Origin of the sequence: Methylobacterium sp. NMS14P, from assembly GCF_028583545.1 — a bacterium.
In the GTDB taxonomy this organism is placed as follows: domain Bacteria; phylum Pseudomonadota; class Alphaproteobacteria; order Rhizobiales; family Beijerinckiaceae; genus Methylobacterium.
Genome location: NZ_CP087106.1, coordinates 4834213 through 4853172, shown reverse-complemented (window position 1 = coordinate 4853172; position 18960 = coordinate 4834213). Strand labels below are relative to the sequence as shown.

General features: G+C 73.7%; 20 protein-coding genes. 16 read left to right on the top strand and 4 right to left on the bottom strand.

Annotated features, from left to right (window positions below; translation table 11 throughout):
• Window positions 1-91: 91 nt before the first annotated feature.
• From LOK46_RS23080 to LOK46_RS23030, 11 genes are all read left to right on the top strand, one after another.
• Window positions 92-703, top strand: coding sequence for a Maf family protein (locus LOK46_RS23080; RefSeq protein ID WP_273560723.1), 612 nt, complete (start codon window positions 92-94; stop codon window positions 701-703).
• 12 nt (window positions 704-715) lie between these two features.
• Window positions 716-1747 carry a cation diffusion facilitator family transporter gene (locus tag LOK46_RS23075; RefSeq protein ID WP_273560722.1) on the top strand — a complete coding sequence of 344 codons (1032 nt, stop codon included), beginning with the start codon at window positions 716-718 and terminating at the stop codon, window positions 1745-1747.
• Window positions 1744-2592, top strand: coding sequence for a shikimate dehydrogenase (locus tag LOK46_RS23070; protein WP_273560721.1), 849 nt, complete (start codon window positions 1744-1746; stop codon window positions 2590-2592). The genes LOK46_RS23075 and LOK46_RS23070 overlap by 4 nt, the downstream gene beginning before the upstream one ends.
• The gene (gene coaE, locus LOK46_RS23065) at window positions 2589-3242 is read left to right on the top strand and encodes a dephospho-CoA kinase (protein ID WP_273560720.1); all 654 of its coding nucleotides are present in this window, start codon (window positions 2589-2591) and stop codon (window positions 3240-3242) included. The genes LOK46_RS23070 and coaE overlap by 4 nt, the downstream gene beginning before the upstream one ends.
• Before the next feature lie 66 nt (window positions 3243-3308).
• Entirely contained in the window at window positions 3309-3524 is a 216-nt protein-coding gene (locus tag LOK46_RS23060) for a hypothetical protein (RefSeq protein WP_132368595.1), read from the top strand.
• Window positions 3525-3597: 73 nt separating this feature from the next.
• A complete protein-coding gene (gene dnaQ / locus LOK46_RS23055) occupies window positions 3598-4320 on the top strand; it encodes a DNA polymerase III subunit epsilon (RefSeq protein ID WP_273560719.1) in 723 nt (240 codons plus the stop codon).
• A gap of 225 nt (window positions 4321-4545) precedes the next feature.
• Window positions 4546-5778, top strand: coding sequence for an extracellular catalytic domain type 1 short-chain-length polyhydroxyalkanoate depolymerase (locus tag LOK46_RS23050; protein WP_273560718.1), 1233 nt, complete (start codon window positions 4546-4548; stop codon window positions 5776-5778).
• 116 nt (window positions 5779-5894) lie between these two features.
• Window positions 5895-6785 (top strand): TIGR01459 family HAD-type hydrolase, encoded by an 891-nt coding sequence (locus LOK46_RS23045; protein ID WP_273560717.1) that lies wholly within the window; start codon window positions 5895-5897, stop codon window positions 6783-6785.
• Window positions 6786-7019: 234 nt separating this feature from the next.
• Entirely contained in the window at window positions 7020-7418 is a 399-nt protein-coding gene (locus LOK46_RS23040; RefSeq protein WP_273560716.1) for a DUF350 domain-containing protein, read from the top strand.
• A 7-nt stretch (window positions 7419-7425) separates the two neighbouring features.
• Window positions 7426-8136, top strand: coding sequence for a DUF1190 domain-containing protein (locus tag LOK46_RS23035; protein WP_273560715.1), 711 nt, complete (start codon window positions 7426-7428; stop codon window positions 8134-8136).
• Window positions 8136-9296 carry a glutathionylspermidine synthase family protein gene (locus tag LOK46_RS23030; RefSeq protein ID WP_273560714.1) on the top strand — a complete coding sequence of 387 codons (1161 nt, stop codon included), beginning with the start codon at window positions 8136-8138 and terminating at the stop codon, window positions 9294-9296. Before LOK46_RS23035 ends, LOK46_RS23030 begins: the two co-directional genes overlap by 1 nt.
• An 18-nt stretch (window positions 9297-9314) precedes the next feature.
• On the opposite strand, the gene LOK46_RS23025 is transcribed toward LOK46_RS23030, so the two are convergent.
• The gene (locus LOK46_RS23025) at window positions 9315-9911 is read right to left on the bottom strand and encodes an HD domain-containing protein (RefSeq protein WP_273560713.1); all 597 of its coding nucleotides are present in this window, start codon (window positions 9909-9911) and stop codon (window positions 9315-9317) included.
• Between the two features lie 292 nt (window positions 9912-10203).
• Between LOK46_RS23025 and LOK46_RS23020 the strand changes: the two genes are divergently transcribed.
• Window positions 10204-11169, top strand: a complete 966-nt coding sequence (locus LOK46_RS23020) for a YiiG family protein (RefSeq protein ID WP_273560712.1) — start codon at window positions 10204-10206, stop codon at window positions 11167-11169.
• A gap of 22 nt (window positions 11170-11191) precedes the next feature.
• Here the strand turns inward: LOK46_RS23020 and LOK46_RS23015 are convergent, their stop codons facing one another.
• From LOK46_RS23015 to LOK46_RS23005, 3 genes are all read right to left on the bottom strand, one after another.
• Window positions 11192-12025 (bottom strand): lysozyme inhibitor LprI family protein, encoded by an 834-nt coding sequence (locus LOK46_RS23015; protein WP_273560711.1) that lies wholly within the window; start codon window positions 12023-12025, stop codon window positions 11192-11194.
• Window positions 12026-12168: 143 nt separating this feature from the next.
• Window positions 12169-12402: a DUF4424 family protein gene (locus LOK46_RS23010; RefSeq protein ID WP_273560710.1), complete on the bottom strand. Its 234-nt coding sequence runs from the start codon at window positions 12400-12402 to the stop codon at window positions 12169-12171.
• Window positions 12369-13019, bottom strand: coding sequence for a DUF4424 family protein (locus tag LOK46_RS23005; RefSeq protein ID WP_273560709.1), 651 nt, complete (start codon window positions 13017-13019; stop codon window positions 12369-12371). The genes LOK46_RS23010 and LOK46_RS23005 overlap by 34 nt, the downstream gene beginning before the upstream one ends.
• 461 nt (window positions 13020-13480) lie before the next feature.
• On the opposite strand from LOK46_RS23005, the gene LOK46_RS23000 reads away from it, so the two are divergent.
• From LOK46_RS23000 to LOK46_RS22985, 4 genes are all read left to right on the top strand, one after another.
• Entirely contained in the window at window positions 13481-14059 is a 579-nt protein-coding gene (locus LOK46_RS23000) for a peroxidase-related enzyme (RefSeq protein WP_273560708.1), read from the top strand.
• A 333-nt stretch (window positions 14060-14392) separates the two neighbouring features.
• Window positions 14393-16648, top strand: coding sequence for an ATP-binding protein (locus tag LOK46_RS22995; RefSeq protein ID WP_273560707.1), 2256 nt, complete (start codon window positions 14393-14395; stop codon window positions 16646-16648).
• Window positions 16648-17109, top strand: a complete 462-nt coding sequence (locus LOK46_RS22990; protein WP_020094074.1) for a response regulator — start codon at window positions 16648-16650, stop codon at window positions 17107-17109. The genes LOK46_RS22995 and LOK46_RS22990 overlap by 1 nt, the downstream gene beginning before the upstream one ends.
• Window positions 17106-18833, top strand: coding sequence for a response regulator (locus tag LOK46_RS22985; protein ID WP_273560706.1), 1728 nt, complete (start codon window positions 17106-17108; stop codon window positions 18831-18833). The genes LOK46_RS22990 and LOK46_RS22985 overlap by 4 nt, the downstream gene beginning before the upstream one ends.
• Window positions 18834-18960 lie beyond the last annotated feature (127 nt).

The window sequence follows — 18960 nt, the reverse complement described above, 5'->3', positions numbered from 1 at the left end:
CAGCCCCGCCGGCCGGTCCATCCCGGCGGCGGGGCTCGTCGCAGCCCGGCCCGCGGCTTGCGCGCACCACCGGATCCGTGACACTGGCGCGATGCCCCGCTCGCCCTGGACCGGTCCGCAACCGCTCCTCCTCGCCTCGACCAGCCCGACCCGGCGCCTCCTGCTGGAGAGCGCCGCCCTGCCGGTCGAGACCGCCGCCCCGGACGTCGACGAGCGCGCCCTGGAGGCGGCGAGCGCCGGCCTGTCCCCGCCCGACCTCGCGCTGGCGCTCGCCCGCGCCAAGGCCGAGTCGGTGGCGGCGCGCCATCCCGGGCGGATCGTCCTCGGCGCCGATCAGGTGCTCGACCTCGTCGGCACCGTGTTCCACAAGCCGGCCGATGCCCGGGCCGCCCGGGCCCAGCTCGCCCTTCTGTCCGGCCGCACCCACGCCCTGCACTCAGCCGTCGTCCTGGCCGGGGCGGTGCGGGACGCCTTCGTGGAGACGGCGCGGCTGACCCTGCGCCCCCTCGATGACCGGGCGATCGCGGCCTATGTGGACTGCGCCGGCGAGGCGCGGGTGCGGTCGAGCGTCGGCGGCTACCAGCTCGAGGGGCCGGGGATCCACCTGTTCGAGTCGGTCGCCGGGGACCACAGCACCGTGCTGGGCCTGCCGCTCCTGCCGCTCCTCGCGCGGCTCCGCGCCGCCGGCTACCTGGATTTCTGAGGGAGCACCGTCTTGGCCGGGCACGATCATTCCGATGGCGGCCACGCGCAGGCCGGCCATTCTCTCAGCGGCCATTCTCTCAGCGGCCACGCGCACGGAAGCCACGCCCATGGTGGCCACGCCCATGGCGGCCACGGCGGCCACGCGCACGCGCCGAAGGATTTCGGCACGGCCTTCGCCATCGGCATCGTGCTCAACACCGCCTTCGTGGTGATCGAGGCGGCCTACGGCTATCTCAGCAATTCCATGTCGCTGGTGGCCGATGCCGGCCACAACCTGTCGGACGTGCTGGGCCTCGCGGCCGCCTGGATCGCCGCGATCCTGGTGCGCCGCCGCGCCAGCGCGCGCTTCACCTACGGCTACCGCGGCTCCTCGATCCTGGCCGCCCTGTTCAACGCCGTGTTCCTGCTCATCGCCATGGGGGCGGTGATCTGGGAGGCGCTGGTCCGGCTGGTCCACCCGGAGCCCGTCGCGGGCACGACCGTGATGGTGGTGGCCGCGGTCGGGATCCTGGTCAACGGCCTCACCGCGTGGCTCTTCGCCAGCGGCGCCAAGGGCGACATCAACGTCCGCGGGGCGTTCCTCCACATGGTGGCCGACGCCGCCGTCTCGGCCGGGGTCGTGGTGGCGGGCCTCGTGATCCAGCTCACCGGCCTCGCCTGGCTCGACCCGGCGGTCAGCCTCGTCATCGCGGCCCTGGTCGTCTGGGCGACCTGGGGCCTGCTGCGCGACAGCGTGGCCATGTCCCTCGACGCGGTGCCGCCGGAGATCTCGCCGGACGCGGTGACCGGCTTCCTCCTCGAACGGCCGGGTGTCGCCGGCCTCCACGACCTGCACATCTGGCCGATGAGCACCACCAGCGTCGCCCTGACGGTCCATCTCGTGATGGCAGAGGGCCATCAGGCACGCCGCCTGCCCGGCAACGGCTTCCTCACCGAGACCGCCGAGGGCCTGCGCGCCCGGTTCGGCATCGGCCACGCCACCCTCCAGGTCGAGGAGGCCGGCGGCCCGGCCTGCCGCCTCGCGCAGGACTGCGCGGCGTGAGCGTCGCGATCCCCCGCGCCTTCGTGGTCGGCCACCCGATCGCCCACTCGCGCTCGCCGCTGATCCACGGCCACTGGCTCGCCGTGCACGGGATCCCGGGCTCCTACGAGCGGCTCGACGTGGCCCCGGAGGCCTTTCCGGACTTCATCCGCGCCCTGCCCGCGTCCGGCTACCGGGGCGGCAACGTCACCATCCCCCACAAGGAGGCGGCCTTCGCGCTGGCGGACACGCTCACGCCGCGGGCGAAAACCATCGGAGCGGTCAACACCCTGGTGGTCGGGCCGGACGGGCGGATCCGCGGCGACAACACCGACGCGCCGGGCTTCTGCGCCCATCTCGACCACAGCCTGGGCGCGGCCTGGCCGGAACGGGCGGGCGGCACCGCCCTGGTGCTCGGTGCCGGCGGTGCGGCGCGGGCGATCGTGGTCGGGCTCGCCGAGCGCGGCCTGCGGCGCGTCTGGGTCGCCAACCGCACCGCGGCCCGGGCCGAGGCGGTGGCGGCCCTCGCGCCGGGCGTCGGCGCGGCGCTCGCCTGGGACGACCTGCCGGCGGCGCTTCCCGGGACCGGCCTCCTCGTCAACACCACGTCCCTGGGCATGAAGGGCCAGCCGCCCCTCGTCGTCGACCTGTCGCCCCTGCCGGCGGACGCGGCCGTGGCCGACATCGTCTACGCGCCCCTGGAGACGGAGCTCCTGGCGGCGGCGCGGCGGCGGGGGCTCGCCGCCGTGGACGGGCTCGGCATGCTGCTGCACCAGGCGGTGCCGGGCTTCGAGGCGTGGTTCGGCGCCCGCCCCGCCGTCACTGCGGAGCTGCGCGACCGGATCGTGGCGGACCTCGCCGGATGATCCCGAAGGCCGGATCCGGACCCGTCATCCTCGGGCTCACCGGCTCGATCGGCATGGGCAAGTCGGCCACGGCCCGGATGTTCGCGGAGCGCGGCGTCCCGGTCCACGACGCCGACGCCGCCGTCCACGCCCTCTACGGGCCGGGCGGCGCGGCCGCCGCGGCGATCGGCGCGGCCTTTCCCGGCGTGCTCGGCGGCGACGGCGGCGTCGACCGGGCGCGGCTGCGCGCCGCGGTGCTCGACGCGCCCGACCGGATGGCGGCGCTGGAAGCTCTCGTCCATCCCCTGGTCCGGGCGGCCAGCACGGACTTCCTGGCGCGGCACGCGGCGGCGCCGCTGGTCGTCCTCGACGTCCCGCTCCTCTACGAGACCGGCGGCGAGGGCCGCTGCGACGCGGTCGCGGTGGTGAGCGCCCCGCCCGAGATCCAGCGCGACCGGGTGCTCGCCCGTCCCGGCATGACCGAGGCGGCCTTCGCGGCGATCCTGGCCAAGCAGATGCCCGACGCCGAGAAGCGCGCCCGGGCGGATTTCGTCATCGACACGGGCCGGGGTTTCGCCGCCGCCGAGGCCGCGGTCGCGCGGATCGTCGAGCGACTGACGGCGCACCGTGCGCCGCCGCATCGTGCGCCGCCGCACCGCGGCGACGGATGAAACGCCCGGAGGATTGAATATCTGCGGTTGTGTTCCGGGGGGAATACGGACGGCAGGATGGACGTGATGGCGCGGCGCTGGGGCGGGATTGATCGCATTCGGTCGGGCGGCATCCGGGCCGCAACCCTTCTCGCGCTGCTGGCGGCCGGGCCCGCGCAGGCCCAGTACGCCGCCAGCTGCCCGCCGCCGAAGAAGTTCGCGGCCGGCGCCTGCGTCACCGCCTGCCCGGGCGGCTACGAGGACCGGGGACCCGTCTGCGTCTACCGCAACACGTCCCGGTGAGGGGCACGGGAGCTTAACCCCTCCGCCGTATCCGGCTAGGGTCCGCCCCCTTTCCCTGCGAGTCGCGAGACCCATGCTGCGCGAGATCGTCCTCGACACCGAGACCACCGGCACGGAGGCGAGGGGAGGCGACCGGCTGATCGAGATCGGCGCGGTGGAGCTCCTCAACCACATCCCCACCGGCCGGACCTTCCACCGCTACTGCAACCCGCAGCGGCCGGTCTCCGAGGGTGCGTTCAACGTCCACGGCCTGTCCGACGCGTTCCTGTCCGACAAGCCGCTCTTCGCCGAGATCGTCGGCGACTTGCTGGCCTTCCTGGCCGACGGGCGGCTCGTCATCCACAACGCGCCGTTCGACGTCGGCTTCCTCAACATGGAGTACGCCCGGCTCGGCGCGAACGCCCCGCCGCCGATCCAGCTGGAGGACGTGGTCGACACCCTGCCGATGGCCCGGCGCAAGCATCCGGGCGCGGCCAACAACCTCGACGCCCTCTGCAACCGCTACGGCATCGACAACACCCGGCGCACCAAGCACGGGGCGCTCCTCGACGCGCAGATCCTCGCCGAGGTCTACGTCGAGCTGCTCGGCGGCAAGCAGACCAGCCTCGGGCTCTTGGAAGCCGAGACGGCCGCGCCGGTGGCCGGATCGGCCGCCCTGGCGGCGGCCCCGGCGGCGCCCCGTCCCTATCGGAGCCGCCTGACCGACGCGGAGCGCGTCCGCCACGACAGCTTCCGCGCGAGCCTCGGTCCCGCCGCGATCTGGGCCGAGTATATCGGGGTGGACGATCCGGCCTGATCCGCCGGTCTGACCCGCTCTCCGATCCGCACGCCTGCTGCGCTGTGCCGGCTGTTGCCGCATTGCACAGGGGCGTTTATTGCAATGCACAAAACACCGTCGGCGTACCATCTCGCGGGTCGGCGAAGGCCGATCGGCGCGGTGCCCGTGCGACGCCCGTGGGGCGGCGCAGGCGAGCTGGACCCGGCCGTGACGAGAGATGCTGAGGCAGTGAGGCGCGCACGCATGACCGAGGATTTCGGCAGTCGCGACGGACAGCGCGACGACAGGACCGGCCCGTCACCCTTCGCCGACATGATCGAGGCCACCCGCCTGACCGGCCTCGGCCGGCTCGAGGAGGCGACCGCCCTCATCCAGCGCAGCCTCGGGGGCCAGAGGCCCGCACCCACCGATCCGTCGGCCGCGCCGCAGCCTCCCGCGCGCCGCGACGCGCCGGCCGCCGAGACGCGCAGTCCCGCGGCGGAGTCCGGCACGCGGATGCGCGAGGTGGTGGGGCAGGTCGTGCGCGGGCTCGCGCCGGTGCTGAAGGGCCTGGGCAACCCGCTCCGGCCGCCGGCCCCGCCGCCCGCCGACCGGGCGGGCGGGACCGGGGGCCGCTTCGTGTCCCTGACCCATGCCGAGCCCGCCGGCACCCGCGAGTACAAGCTGTTCATCCCGAGCCACCCCGACCGGGCGGCACCGCTGATCGTGATGCTGCACGGCTGCACGCAGAATCCGGACGATTTCGCCGCCGGCACCGGCATGAACACCCTCGCGGAGCGCGCCGGCGTGTTCGTGGCCTACCCGGCCCAGAGCCGCCAGGCCCACGCCCAGCGCTGCTGGAACTGGTACGAGCCCCGGGACCAGGGCCGCGGCGCGGGCGAGCCGGCGATCATCGCGGGCCTCACCCGCGCGATCATGGCGGAGCACCCGATCGACCCGGCCCGGGTCTACATCGCCGGCCTGTCGGCGGGGGGCGCCGCCGCCCTCAACATCGCCCGCGCCTACCCGGATCTCTACGCCGCCGTCGGCGTGCATTCGGGCCTCGCGGCCGGCTGCGCCCGGGATCTCGGCTCGGCGCTGATGGCCATGCAGGTCGGCGCCCCGGGCCTCGGCGCCCCGACGGCCTTCGGCACCCCCGCGCCCGCCACCCGCGTCCCGACGATCATCGTCCACGGCGAGGACGACGGCACGGTGAGCGTGCGCAACGCCGACCAGGTGCTGGCCCAGGCCAAGGTCGCCGGGCTGACGCCGCGGTCGGAGACCTTCGAGGGCCGCGGCCACCCCTTCACCCGCACCCGCTACCGGGACGAGGCGGGCCGGGTCGTGGTCGAGGATTGGCGGGTGCGCGGCGCCGGCCACGCCTGGTCCGGGGGCCGCCCCGACGGCAGCTACACGGATCCCGAGGGGCCCGACGCGTCCCGGGCGATGCTCGACTTCTTCGCCGAGCACCGGCTGGGACCGGCGGGGCGCCCGTAAGGGGTTTCCGGAGGGCCGCGCGCCCCGGCGGGTTGTCAGGGCGCGGCCCTGCTGTATCGCAGGGCGCTGCCCTGCTCCCACAAAAGGTCCCGGACCTTTTGCATCCAGGACCTCCCATGAGCACCACCCCCGCGCCGATCCCGACCCTCCAGGGCCTCGCCGAGGTCGCCGACCGGTACGACCTGATCCTCTGCGACGTCTGGGGCGTGCTGCACGACGGCCAGAAGGCCCACACGGCCGCCGGCGAGGCGCTGATCCGGTTCCGCGGCCTCCCGGGCGCGCGGCCGCGCCGGGTCGTCCTCGTCTCGAACGCGCCCCGGCCCGGCGACGGCGTCGGCCGCATCCTCGACCGGTTCGGCGTGCCGCGGGAGGCCTACGACGCGATCCTGACATCGGGCGACCTCACCCACGACCTGATCGCCGCGCGCCCGGGTGCCCGGATCCGGCATCTCGGGCCGGAGCGCGACCTCGGCATCTTCCAGGGGCTCGACCTCAGCCTCGTCCCGGAGCCGGAGGCCGACCTCGTCGTCTGCACCGGCCTGTTCGACGACCGCAGCGAGACCCCCGACGATTACCGGCCGGAGCTGGAGCGCCTGGCGGCCCGCGGGCTGACGATGATCTGCGCCAATCCCGACCTCGTCGTGGAGAGCGGCAACCGCCTGATCCCCTGCGCGGGCCTGCTCGCGGCGGCCTACGCGGAGATCGGCGGCCCCGTGGTCTACGCCGGCAAGCCGCACCGCCCGGTCTACGAGGCGGCGCTCGCCAAGGGGGCCGCGCTCACCGGGGCCCCGGTGGATCCGGCGCGGGTCCTGGCGATCGGCGACGCGATCCGCACCGACATCGCCGGCGCCCGCGGCTTCGGCATCGCCAGCCTGCTGGTGGCCCGCGGCATCCACGCGGAGGAACTCGGCGTCACGGCCGCGCATCACCGGCTGGGCGACGTGGCGGAATGGCTCGGCCGGCAGGCGGTGCATCCGGACGCGGTGATCGAGCGGCTGGTCTGGTAGCGCCCGATCCGCCGACACGGGCCGGGCTTCGGCGTATTGCCACCAGTCTAACTCTCTGAAATCCGCGACAAGCTTGACACCGCGCGGGAAATTGCGTGGATTCGCGCGTGTGAATCGGTTCCGCGCGCAGCAATCAGCCCCGACATTCGCCTCGCGCGTCGGGCGATGCGACCCGAAGACCTGTCCGATGGCGGCGCGCGCGACGATCGGGGCCGGCGAGACGGTGGGTCTTGCGTGACCCTGGTCTCCGGACTGCCCGACTTCCTGCTCTATCTCGGCACCGCGACCGGGCTGACCGGCCTCTACCTGCTGATCTACACCCTCGCCACCGCGCACAACGAGCTCGCGCTGATCCGCCGGGACGTGACGGCGGCCGCCGTCGCGCTGGGCGGGAGCCTGGTCGGCTTCACGCTGCCGCTGGCGGTGGCGATCTACAACGCGCGGTCGCTGCTCGACTGCCTGATCTGGGGGCTGATCGCCCTGGTGATCCAGATCGCGATCTACTGGCTCGTGCGCCTCGCGGTGCCGGACCTGTCGCGGCGCATCGAGGAGGACCGCGCCGCCGCCGCGATCCTCCTCGGCGCGGCCTCGCTGGCGGGCGGCGTCGTGAACGCCGCCTCGATGACCTATTGAGGCGCCGGTGACGGAGACCGCGCCACGTCCCGACGCAGCCTCCGGCGACGCCGCCGGCGGGCCCGGGGCCGGCTTCGCCGCCACCCGCCGCTCCAAGCGCTCGGCCGCCGTGTCGCTGGTCCTGGTCGCGGGCGCCGGCGCGGCCGCCCTGACGCTCGGCGGCCTCGACCCGTCCCAGCGGGAGGAGGAGGCGCTCGTCTACGGGACGCTCGGCGCCTGCATCGCCCAGCAGCTGCGCGGCGCCGAAGCCTGCATCGCCGCCTACACGAGCGCGCAGGAGACCTACGCGGCGACGGCGCCGCGCTACGAGACCGAGGCTGATTGCCAGCGCCACCACGGGACCGGCGGCTGCACCCCGGGCGCGCAGGTCACGGAGGCCGCGCGCGGCCGCTACCTGCCGGTGATGGCCGCCTTCATGATGGGGCGCACGGACGCGCAGGACCTGCCGGTCCAGCCGCTCTACCCGCACGCGCCCGAGGAGGAGCGCGACGAGGCCGGGGCCGCGACGGCCGGGCACGGGGGCGGCTACTGCACCGGTGCGGGCGGGCGGGTCGCCTACGCGGGCGGCGTCTCGCGGGTCCACGTCCCCGCCTCGGTCGCCCGCACCACGAGCGCGACCCCGCGCACGGTCAGCCGCGGCGGCTTCGGCGGCACCGGGCGGGCGACGGCGTTCTCCGGAGGCTCGGGCGGCCGCGCGGGCGGATCCGGGGGCGGCTGATGCGCCGCGTGCCGATCCCGGAGCGGCCCGACTGGCGGCTCCACGCCGCGCGCGCCGGCTTCACCTTCCACACGTTCGACGGCGCCCCCTACTGGGACGAGAGCGCCTACTACGCCTTCAGCCTCGCGGAGATCGAGGACGCCATCGAGGCGCCGAGCGCCGCGCTGCACGACCTCTGCCTCGCCTTCGTGGACCGGGCGGTCCGGGACGCGGCGATCCTCGCCTCGCTGCGGATCCCCGAGCACGCCTGGGACGCGATCCGGGCGAGCTGGGACCGGCGCGATCCCAGCCTCTACGGGCGCTTCGACTTCAGCTACGGGGGCGACGGGCCGGCCAAGCTCCTCGAGTACAACGCCGACACGCCCACCGCCCTCTACGAGAGCGCGGTCTTCCAGTGGCTGTGGCTGGAGGACGGGCTGGCGCGGGGACGCCTCCCCGCCGGCGCCGACCAGTTCAACACCCTGCACGAGGCGCTGGTGGCGCGCCTCGCCGCGGTGGCGCCCCCGGAAGGCGTCGCCTTCGCGGGCTTCCCCGACGCGCCGGAGGATCGCGGCACGCTCGCCTATCTCCAGGACTGCGCGCTCCAGGCCGGCCGCGCCGCCCCCTTCCTGCCGGTCGAGGCGATCGGGCTCGACCGGGACGGGCGCTTCGTGGACGCGGCCGGCGCCCCGATCGGCTGCCTGTTCAAGCTCTACCCGTGGGAGTGGATGTTCGCCGACCCGTTCGGCCGCGCGGTCGGTTCGGCCACGACCCGGTTCCTGGAGCCGCCCTGGAAGGCGGTGCTCTCCAACAAGGGGCTGCTGGCGCATCTCTGGGCGATGGCGCCGGGCCATCCCAACCTGCTGCCGACCTTCTTCGAGGAGGACCCCGCCAAGGCCGCGCTGGGCCGGAGCTTCGTGAAGAAGCCCCTCTACGGGCGCGAGGGCGCCAACGTGCTGATCGTGCGCGACGGCGCCGTCGCGGCGCGCGACGAGGGGCCCTACGGCGGCGAGGGCTACGTGCGGCAGGCCCTGGCCGCGCTGCCCGACTTCGCGGGCCGCCGCGCGCTGGTCGGCAGCTGGATGGTCGGCGACCGGCCCGCCGGCCTGTGCGTGCGCGAGTCGGACGGCCTCATCACGACCGATCGGGCCCGGTTCGTGCCGCACCTCATCGCGCCCTGACCGGGCCCGAGTCACCGGTCACCGGCCCAGTGCGTCGAGCTCCCGCCGCATGTTCGACCGCGCCGGCCCCTCCAGCTCCGCCCGGGCCCGGTCGGTGACGAACAGCGGCCGGCCGGATTCGAGGGCCCCCCGCAGGAAGGCGGCGCGCCCCTGCCGGTAGGCGGCCGCGCCCACGACCGGGACGAATTCCCGCGCCACGCCGGCGGCGTAGCCGTCGTAGGCGGCGGGCTGCGCCCCCAGGATCGCCATGTCCAGGTCGAGGAAGAGCGCGACGTCCGCGGCGAGCGCGGCCGGGAGACCGTCCGGGACGGCGTGCCGCTCGGTCGCCAGGATCATCGTCTCGGCCGCCGCCAGCGCGGGCGCCGGGACCGCGCCCTCCAGCAGCGTCCGCAGGAGCGCGGCGCTGCGCCGCTCGTTGTCCGGGGCGCCCGGCCGGTAGACGGCGTCGTGGAACCAGATCGCCAGTTCGACCGCGTCGGGATGCCGGACCGTCCCGCGGCGGGCGCGAAACGCCGCCAGGAGCGCGTCGATATGGGCCTGGCCGTGATAGACGCGGTGCGGCTCGGCCAGCCGGGCACGCAGGTCAGCCAGGATGCGGGGATGGCCGTCGAGCATCGGCCGATCCTCTACCCGATCCGCCTTCGCGGGACGAGACGGCCTCGCGCCGCCTGTCCGGGGAGCGGCGTCCGGGCGCCGCGATAGACTTTCCCGGCCTCGATCTCCGACGTCGCGCGAGATCATCGTCCCGGTGGCGATGACCGGAGATGTGATCGTCGATCTCTCCGATAGACGCGTCGCTGTCGATCCCGAGCGATCTATTGGGCGCAAGGCACCAGAGCCTGCGTCTGGTCTTCACGCCGAACGCCCGCTACACGGGCAGAACCCATCCGGAGGATCCCCCGCGCCCATGAGAGCGACGACCCTGAGAACGACGACTTGGTTGATGCTGGCCGCGCTGCTCGCCGCCGCCCCGGCCCGCGCGCAGGCCCCCGCTCAGACCCCCGCCCCGGCACCGGCGGGTCCGGCGACCAGGCCCGAGAGCGATCCCGCGCAGGAGACGATCCGCAAGCTCAACGCCTATGTCGGCCTCCTCAACCGGACCCTGCGGGCGCAGGAATCGCTCAGCCGCTATCAGAGCTGGGTCAACATGAAGACCGGCCCGACCGGCCGCGAGCGGATCATCTACGGCCTCTACGGGCTCTACGACGTGCGCGGCGAGATCGCGAAGGCGGAGGCCGCGACCGCGCAGCCCCCCGCGATGCCGGACCTCGACGGTGCCGTGAAGAGTTACATCGCCGCCTATCAGGCGCTCGCCCCGACGGTCACCGAGGCGGAGGGCTACTACGAGCGGCAGGATTACCGCGCGGACAAGATGGAGCAGGGCAAGGCGCTCCACGCCAAGCTCGCCGTCGCGGGGCCGGCCTTCCTGGCGGCGCGCGCCAAGGTCGACGCCGCGCTGCGGGTCGAGAAGGAGAAGAGCGACGCGCTGGAACTCGCCGCCCTCGAGGCGCGGGAGGGCCGCAAGGCGCGCTGGCACGTCGCGAACGTGATGACCGCCTGCCGCAAGGTCATGGACCTGCTGCCCACCGACGCCAGGCCGGTCGTCGACATGGCGGCCTTCGACGCCGCGCTCGGGCGCTACGCCGTCGCCGTGAAGGACATGGACGGGTACAGCGCCGCCAACCCGAACTCCTTCCACGTGTTCGAGAGCCGGCCGCGCGCGCTCCTGGGCAAGCTGCGCGAGTTCGACGACAAGCTCGCCAAGGCCAGGGGCGACGCCCGGCGCGGCGCCGGGCGCGACGTGACCTGGATCGTGAACGACTACAACATGATGGTCTCGACCGCGCAGACCGCCACGACCTTCTCTCGGTGACCGGTGCGCGTCAGGGCCTCCGTCAGCGGGTGCTCCGGCCCGGTTCCGTCAGGCGCAGCGAGGTCGCGGCCATGGTGACGGCCGCGCGCCATCGCGCCTCCTCGTCCGCGGGGTAGCGGACGCGCAGGGTCACGAAGGCGCCGCCGCGGCCGCCCGACAGGAGGGTCTTCCGGTACAGGCTTCCGGCCGCCGTCGTGCAGGAGAGCACGATCCAGCCGGGCCTGCGCGCCGCGTACTCGGGCGGCTGCCGCAGGCAGGTCTTCCGATCCGCGGCCACGACGGCGTCGAGATCCTGGTCGATCACGGCGTTCAGGCCCGACACCGTCAGGTGCAGGTGGCCGTCGGCCGAGCGGAAGACCTGCCCGTCGCCGTTGTCCGGCGGCGGCTCCGCGACGAGGTCGGCGGGCACGTCGACGGAGAAGCCGAAACGGGCGTTGACCACGTGCCGCAGCGCCGGCGTGTCCGACAGCGCCCGGCTCCAGTCGTGCCGGACCTGCGCGATCCGCGCGGTGTAGGCCCGCGTCAGGCAGGCCGTGTCCGGGCAGGCGTCGCGGACCTGCGCGCGCCAGCGCGCGTGGTCCGCGCCGAAGGTGTCGATCGCCCGGCCGGTCTCGCCGTCGACCCCGCGCGTCTCGTCCACGATCCTGTCGAACAGGCGCCTGAGTTCGTCGTCCAGCCGCGTCAGGGCGGGATCGGCACAGATCAGTGTCTCGACCCTGCCCCGGCTCGCGGCGCAATCCGGGGCTGCCTGGGCGACGGGGACGCCGAGAACACCGAGCGCACCGAGGGTGCCGAGGAGGCCTGATCGGAGGCCCGATCGCGGGCTCGGGCGCGCCGGATGGGCTTGGATACGCACGGACTCCCTCCTGTTGCGGTCTGGATGTGATCGGCAGTGCGGCCCCGGCCGGCCCGGGCCCGTCGGATCTGCGCGGCGCCGGAGCCCGCTCGTCGCGCGGGCCGCCGGGCGTGCCGGGTCCGGGCCGGACGGCGCGCCGCCGCTCATCGGCCCGCCGTGGTCTTGAGCAGCAGGATGTCGATGTCGTGCCCGGGCACGTAATCCGTCGCGACGCTCTCGAAGGTCGTCGGGCCCGTCTTGCGGACGCCGGTGCCGCAGAACGACACGAGCGTCGCGGGATCCCCCTTGTCCACGGTCAGCTTGAACGTGCCGATCGGTCCGGCCCAGTTGCCGCCCGAGGTGATCACGTAGGACAGGTACTGCTCGAAGGCCTGCACCCCCCGCCCGCCGCCTCGATCCTGCGGGCGGGCCCCTGGGCCGCCTTCAGGAAGGCCGCGTCCGTGCAGTACTTCCGCGCGTAGGCGGCCCTCTCGTCGGCGCCCTCGGTCGCGGTCCCGAACGAGAGGCTGGAGAGGCCGCCGAGGCCCGGAACGTAGCTCTGCCGGACGACGTCGCGTCCCGCCGGGAAGACCTGCCGGCGCCAGAACTTCGACCGCAGGGTCCAGACCGGGAACAGGCTCGTCGTGCCGTTGCCCGTGTCCTGGGCCTCCAGGAGGCCGTCCGCCGCGAGGCCGCGGCGCTGATCCTCGCCCAGGACCGCCAGAGCGGCCTCGGTCGCCTCGACCGTCGGAACCAGGGGGATGCCGAGGCTCCTCAGCCGCCCGGTCACCTCGATCTCCGGCTTGCCGGCCGGCGTGACGAAGGCGCGCTGCTCGACCTGCGATTCGACCGGCCGGCCGTCGACCCCGGTGGTGAAGCGGAGGAAGTTGTCGTGCTTCGGGTCGGCGATGTTCAGCATCGCGTCGGGACCCCCGGAGATGTCGGGCATCGGGAACGCGATCGTCGTCTCGACGTCCCGGTCGGTCAGGTTGTGGAAGCGGTAGGCGATCCGCACAGTCGATGAGCGACGGGCAGGGACTGCCGCTTCTCTCCGCCAGATCGATGCTGTTGCGCGTGATCCTTCCGTCGGCGGAGATCTCCACGATCCGCAGAACTGCGTCCCGGGCTTCGCTGACTTCGGAGAGGATCCTTGCCGGTTCGCCGACGGGGATGTCCTCGTCGGGCCAGCGCCCCCCGGTATGGGCAAGGTCGTCGCGAGACGGCGTGTCGGCGGCACCCTCACGCGCGAAGCGCGGTGGCGACGCGTTGCCCGAGCATCGCACGCCACGATCGTCCCTGGGCTGGACGTCGGCACCGGCGCCTCGCGCGGTCCCGGTCGGAAGCGGCCGGCCCGGCGCGCAATCGCGCGCGGTCGCGCGCGATTGCGTCGACGGGACGGTCCGGTCTATCGGCTGCCCGGGAGGGCCGGCGGCCTCGGGCGCCGGCTCGATCCGCGACGATCTGCGAGGAGCGCCCATGTCAGCCGAAGACGCCCCGATCGGCCGCTTCCCGATCCCCCGCCTGGAGACGCTGCCGGACGACATCCGCGCGCGGATCGAGGCGGTGCAGGAGAAGTCCGGCTTCGTCCCGAACGTGTTCCTGGTGCTCGCCCACCGTCCGGACGAGTTCCGGGCCTTCTTCGCCTACCACGACGCCCTCATGGACAGGCCGGGCAACCTGACCAAGGCCGAGCGCGAGATGATCGTGGTGGCGACCTCGGCCATGAACCAGTGCCAGTACTGCGTGATCGCCCACGGGGCGATCCTCCGGATCCGCGCCAAGGACCCGCTGATCGCCGATCAGGTGGCGATCAACTACCGCAAGGCCGACATCTCCGACCGGCAGAAGGCGATGCTCGACTTCGCCATGCTGGTCAGCCAGTCCGCGCACCATGTCGGGGAGGCCGCGTTCGCGGCGCTCAGGGTCCACGGCTTCGACGACGCGGATGCCTGGGACATCGCCGCCATCGCGGCCTTCTTCGGCCTCTCGAACCGGCTGGCGAACGTCAGCAACATGCGGCCCAACCCGGAATTCTACGCGCTGGGGCGCGGCTGACGGCGCGGCATCCCTCGCCGTCGGCGAGCGGAGCGCGGGTTCCGGTTTCCGATCGTCCCCGCGGATCGGGTTCCGCGATCCGGGCTCCGGGTGTCCGCCACCCCCTTCAGCGCGGTCGGCGCCCTGCGGCACCGCCGGAGCCCCGTCGTGCGACCTGGCGTCGCGCGCGCGGGGCGGATGAAAGTGCTCCCGCCCTCTGAGCCCGGCGGCGACCGCGCCCGCGGACACCACACGCCGTCCAGACCGGTGCTTTAAGCCTATAGGAGCCGCCCGGTCCGGCTGTTAACACGCGTTAAATTTTGCGACCGACCCGGTGAGGAGGCGAATCCCGGCTTGAACCTTCGAAGCGGCGCGGCCCAGCGTCTCGACCTGACCGCGTGCGATCGCGAGCCCATCCACATCGTCGGCAGCGTCCAGCCGCACGGGTTCCTGCTCGGCCTCGAGGCCCGGTCCCTCACCATCGTTCAGGCGAGCGCCAACGCCCCCGCGGCGGCCTCGGTCGGGACCCTCCTCGACGCGGCCCTGCCCGACCTCGCGGCCATCGTCCGCCACCATCTCGAGGCGGCGGAGCCCCAGGACGGCGCCCTCTATCTCCGGACCGTGACGCTGGAGACCGGCGGCGGGCGCCAAGCCTACGAGGTCGCGGCCCACCGGGTCGACGATCTCGTCGTGCTGGAACTGGAGGAGATCGACGCGGCCGCGGCCGAGATCGGCATCGACGTGCTGACCCCGCGGCTGCGGGCCTTCGTCGAGCGCCTGCAGACCGCCCTCACCGTCGAGGACCTCTGCCAGTTCGTCGCCGAGGACATCCGCCAGATCACCGGCCTCGACCGGGCCCTGGTCTACCGGTTCGACCGCGACTGGCACGGCACGGTGCTGGCGGAGGCCGGCAACGGCGTCCTGCCCTCCTACCTCGACCTGCGCTTCCCCGCCTCCGACATCCCCGTCCAGGCGCGCGAGCTCTACCGCCGGAACCGGCTGCGCATCATCCCCGATGCCGGCTACGTCCCGGTGCCGATCCGGCCGGCCACCACGCCCTCCGGCAGGCCGCTGGACCTCAGCCAGTCGGTGCTGCGCTCGGTCTCGCCGGTCCACGTCGAGTACATGCGCAACATGGGCACGATGGCGTCCATGTCGGTGTCGATCCTCGTGGACGGCGGCCTCTGGGGCCTGATCTCCTGCCACAACCGCACGCCCAAGCGCGTGCCCCTCCAGGCGCGCAACGCCTGCGACGTGCTCACCCAGATCTTCGCCCTGCAGCTCTCGGCCCGCGAGCGCGGCGCCCAGTCCGAGAAGCGGCTGGCGCTGGGCGCCGTGCAGGCGCGCCTCCTCGCCTTCATGGCCGAGGAGGACAGCTTCGTCGACGGCCTGCTCAACCACCCCGACGACGTCCTGGCCCTCGTGGACGCGACCGGCGCCGCGGTGGTGACGGCGGACCGCTGCCGGCTGCTCGGGGCGACGCCGACCGAGCGCGAGGTCCGCGCCCTCTACCGGTGGCTGTCCGAGCGCGACGATGCCGAGGAGGTCTTCGTCTCCGAGGCCCTGTCGGAGGCGTTCCCGGCCGCCGGCGCCTTCGCCGATCGGGCGAGCGGCCTCCTGGCGATCTCGGTCTCGAAGAAGTACGCGAGCTACATCCTCTGGTTCAGGCCCGAGGTCGTGCGGACGGTGAAGTGGGGCGGCAACCCCGTGAAGGCCGTCCGGCCCGACCCGGACGGCGGCCCGGACCGGCTGCACCCGCGCAAGTCGTTCGAGATCTGGAAGGAGACCGTGCAGGGCCGCTCCCTGCCCTGGTCCGACCCGGAGGTGGAGGCCGCCAAGGACCTGCGCGCCTCGGTGCTCGGCATCGTGCTCCGCCGGGCCGAGGAGCTCGCCGCCATGAGCGAGGAGCTGCAGCGCTCGAACAAGGAGCTGGAGGCGTTCTCGTACTCGGTCAGCCACGACCTGCGCGCACCGTTCCGCCACATCGTCGGCTACGCGAACCTGCTCAAGACCCGCGAGGGCGCCCAGCTCTCCGACAAGGGCCGGCACTACGTGGAGACGATCATCGAGGCGGCCTTCTCGGCCGGCACCCTGGTCGACAGCCTCCTGAGCTTCTCGCAGATGGGCCGGCACGCCCTGAACAAGGTCTGGGGCGACATGAACGCCCTGGTGGAGGAGGTCCGCCGGAAGGTCCTGCGCGACGTCACCCCCGACCGGACCCTCCGCTGGGAGATCGCGCCGCTGGGCCGCGCCTACGCCGACCCCATCATGCTGCGGCTCGTCATCGAGAACCTGCTGTCGAACGCCGTGAAGTACACCCGCGGCACCCCGGAGGCGGTGATCGCGATGGGCAGCCTCCCGCCCCGGGAGGGCGAGGCGGTCTACTTCGTGCGCGACAACGGCGCCGGGTTCGACATGGCCTACGTCGACAAGCTGTTCGGCGTCTTCCAGCGGCTGCACCGGGTCGAGGAGTTCGAGGGCACGGGCATCGGCCTCGCCAACGTCCGTCGCATCGTCGAGCGCCACGGCGGCCGGACCTGGGCCGAGGGCAGGCTCGGCGAGGGCGCCACCTTCTACTTCACCCTGCCTATCCGGGAGGAGGCGCACTGATGGCGGGACTGAAGCCCATCCTCCTGGTCGAGGACAACCCGAACGACATCGAGCTGACGCTGGCGGCCCTCGAATCGAGCCAGCTCGCCAACGAGATCGTCATCTGCCGCGACGGCGCCGAGGCCCTCGACTTCATCTACCGGCGGGGCGCGCACGAGAAGCGGCAGGCCCAGGATCCCGCGGTGGTCCTGCTCGACCTGAAGCTGCCGAAGGTCGACGGCCTGGAGGTGCTCGCCAAGATCAAGGGCGACCCGGTCACCCGCCAGGTGCCGGTGGTGATGCTGACCTCCTCCCGCGAGGAGACCGACCTCGTGCGCTCCTACGATCTCGGGGTGAACGCCTTCGTGGTGAAGCCGGTCGCCTTCGAGGAGTTCTTCGCGGCGATCAAGGAGATCGGCGTGTTCTGGGCCCTCCTCAACGAGCCGCCGCCGTACCGGGGAGGCTGGCCATCGAACGCGTGATCGGACCTTCCGCGGGGCCGCTGCGCGTCCTCCACCTGGAGGACAGCGACCTCGACGCCGAGCTGATCGAGGCCGAGCTGGAGACCCTCGGGCACCCGGTCGCGATCGAGCGGGTGATGACCCGCGACGCCTTCGCGCGCGCGGCGGTCGCCGGCCGGCACGACCTGATCCTCGCGGACTACGTCCTGCCGACCTTCGACGGCGTGAGCGCCCTCGGCATCGCCCGGGCGCAGTGCCCCGACACGCCGTTCATCTTCTGCTCGGGCACGCTCGGCGAGGACGTCGCGGTCGAGGCCCTGAAGAACGGCGCCACCGACTACGTCGTCAAGCAGCGCCTGGACCGGATGCCGCGCACGATCGTCCGGGCGCTCGCCGAGGCGCGGGCGCGCGCCGACAAGCGCGAGGCCGAGGCCGCCCTGCAGGCGCTCAACGAGACGCTGGAGGTGCGCATCGCCGAGCGGACCCGGGAGCTCGCCACGGCGAACCAGGCCCTCCAGGCGCAGATCGTCGAGCGGGAGCGGGCTGAGGACGCCCTGCGGCTCGCCCAGCGCCTGGACGCGGTCGGCCAGCTCACGAGCGGCGTCGCGCACGACTTCAACAACCTGCTGACGGTGATCGCCGGCAACATCGAGTTCCTGGAGAAGGCCGTCTCCGACACGCGCTCGAAGCGCCGCCTCGCCATGATGCGCGGGGCCGCCGAGCGCGGCGCCCGGCTCACCGCGCAGCTCCTCGCCTTCTCCCGCCGCCAGCGCCTGGAGCCGACGCCGGTCAGCCTCAACCAGACGGTCGCCTCGATGCGCGACCTGCTGCAGAGCTCGATCGGCGGCGCGGTCCGGATCGAGACGACCCTCCAGCCCGACCTGTGGCCGGCTCTGGTCGACGCCACCCAGATCGAGCTGGTGATCCTGAACCTCGCCATCAACGCCCGCGACGCGATGGCGGTGGGCGGCCGGCTCGCCATCGAGACCGCCAATGTCAGCGTCACCGGGGCGCCGACGCGGCCCGAGCAGCCGGCGCCCGGCGCCTACGTCATGGTGGCGGTGAGCGACACCGGCACCGGGATGACGCCGGACGTGCTGGCGCGGGTGTTCGAGCCGTTCTTCACCACCAAGGAGGTCGGCAAGGGGTCGGGTCTCGGGCTCGCCCAGGTCTACGGCTTCGTCAAGCAGTCCGGCGGCGGCATCCGCATCGACACAGTCGCGGGCGAGGGTACCTCGATCAAGGTCTACCTGCCCCGGGCCGCGGAGCCCGAGGGCGCCGTGCCCCGCCTGCCGGCCGCGGCCGAGGCCGCGCGGACGCACCCGCCCGGAGGCGGCCCCCGGCTCCTGGTGGTCGACGACGACGCCGAGGTGCGCGAGGTGACGACGACCCGCCTGATCGAGGCCGGCTACGCGGTGCGCGAGGCGGCCTCCGGCCTCCAGGCGCTGGCCGCCCTGGAAGCGGATCCGGGCGTCGACCTCGTCGTGATGGACTTCGCCATGCCGGGCATGAACGGGGCCGAGACGGCCCTGGAGGTCCGGAAGCGCTGGCCGGCACTGCCGATCCTGTTCGTCACCGGCTTCGCCGACACCACCGCCCTGACCCAGGCCGGCGCGGTCGGCACCGACGCGATCGTGCTGAAGCCGTTCCGCGTCGGGGAGCTCGAGGGCAAGGTCGCCGCCGCCCTGGCGGCCCGCCCGCCGGCGCAGCTCCGGCTGATCTCGGGCCGCGACAGGAGCGCCTGAGGCGCGTCTCGCGGGCGTTCTCCACACGGAGTGCGGCCACCGCACGGCGTCCCGGACGGCGCGAGCGCGCCGCCGCGGTTGCGCGGACCCGCCCGCTGGGGCACCGATGGGACTGTCCTGTCCCGCC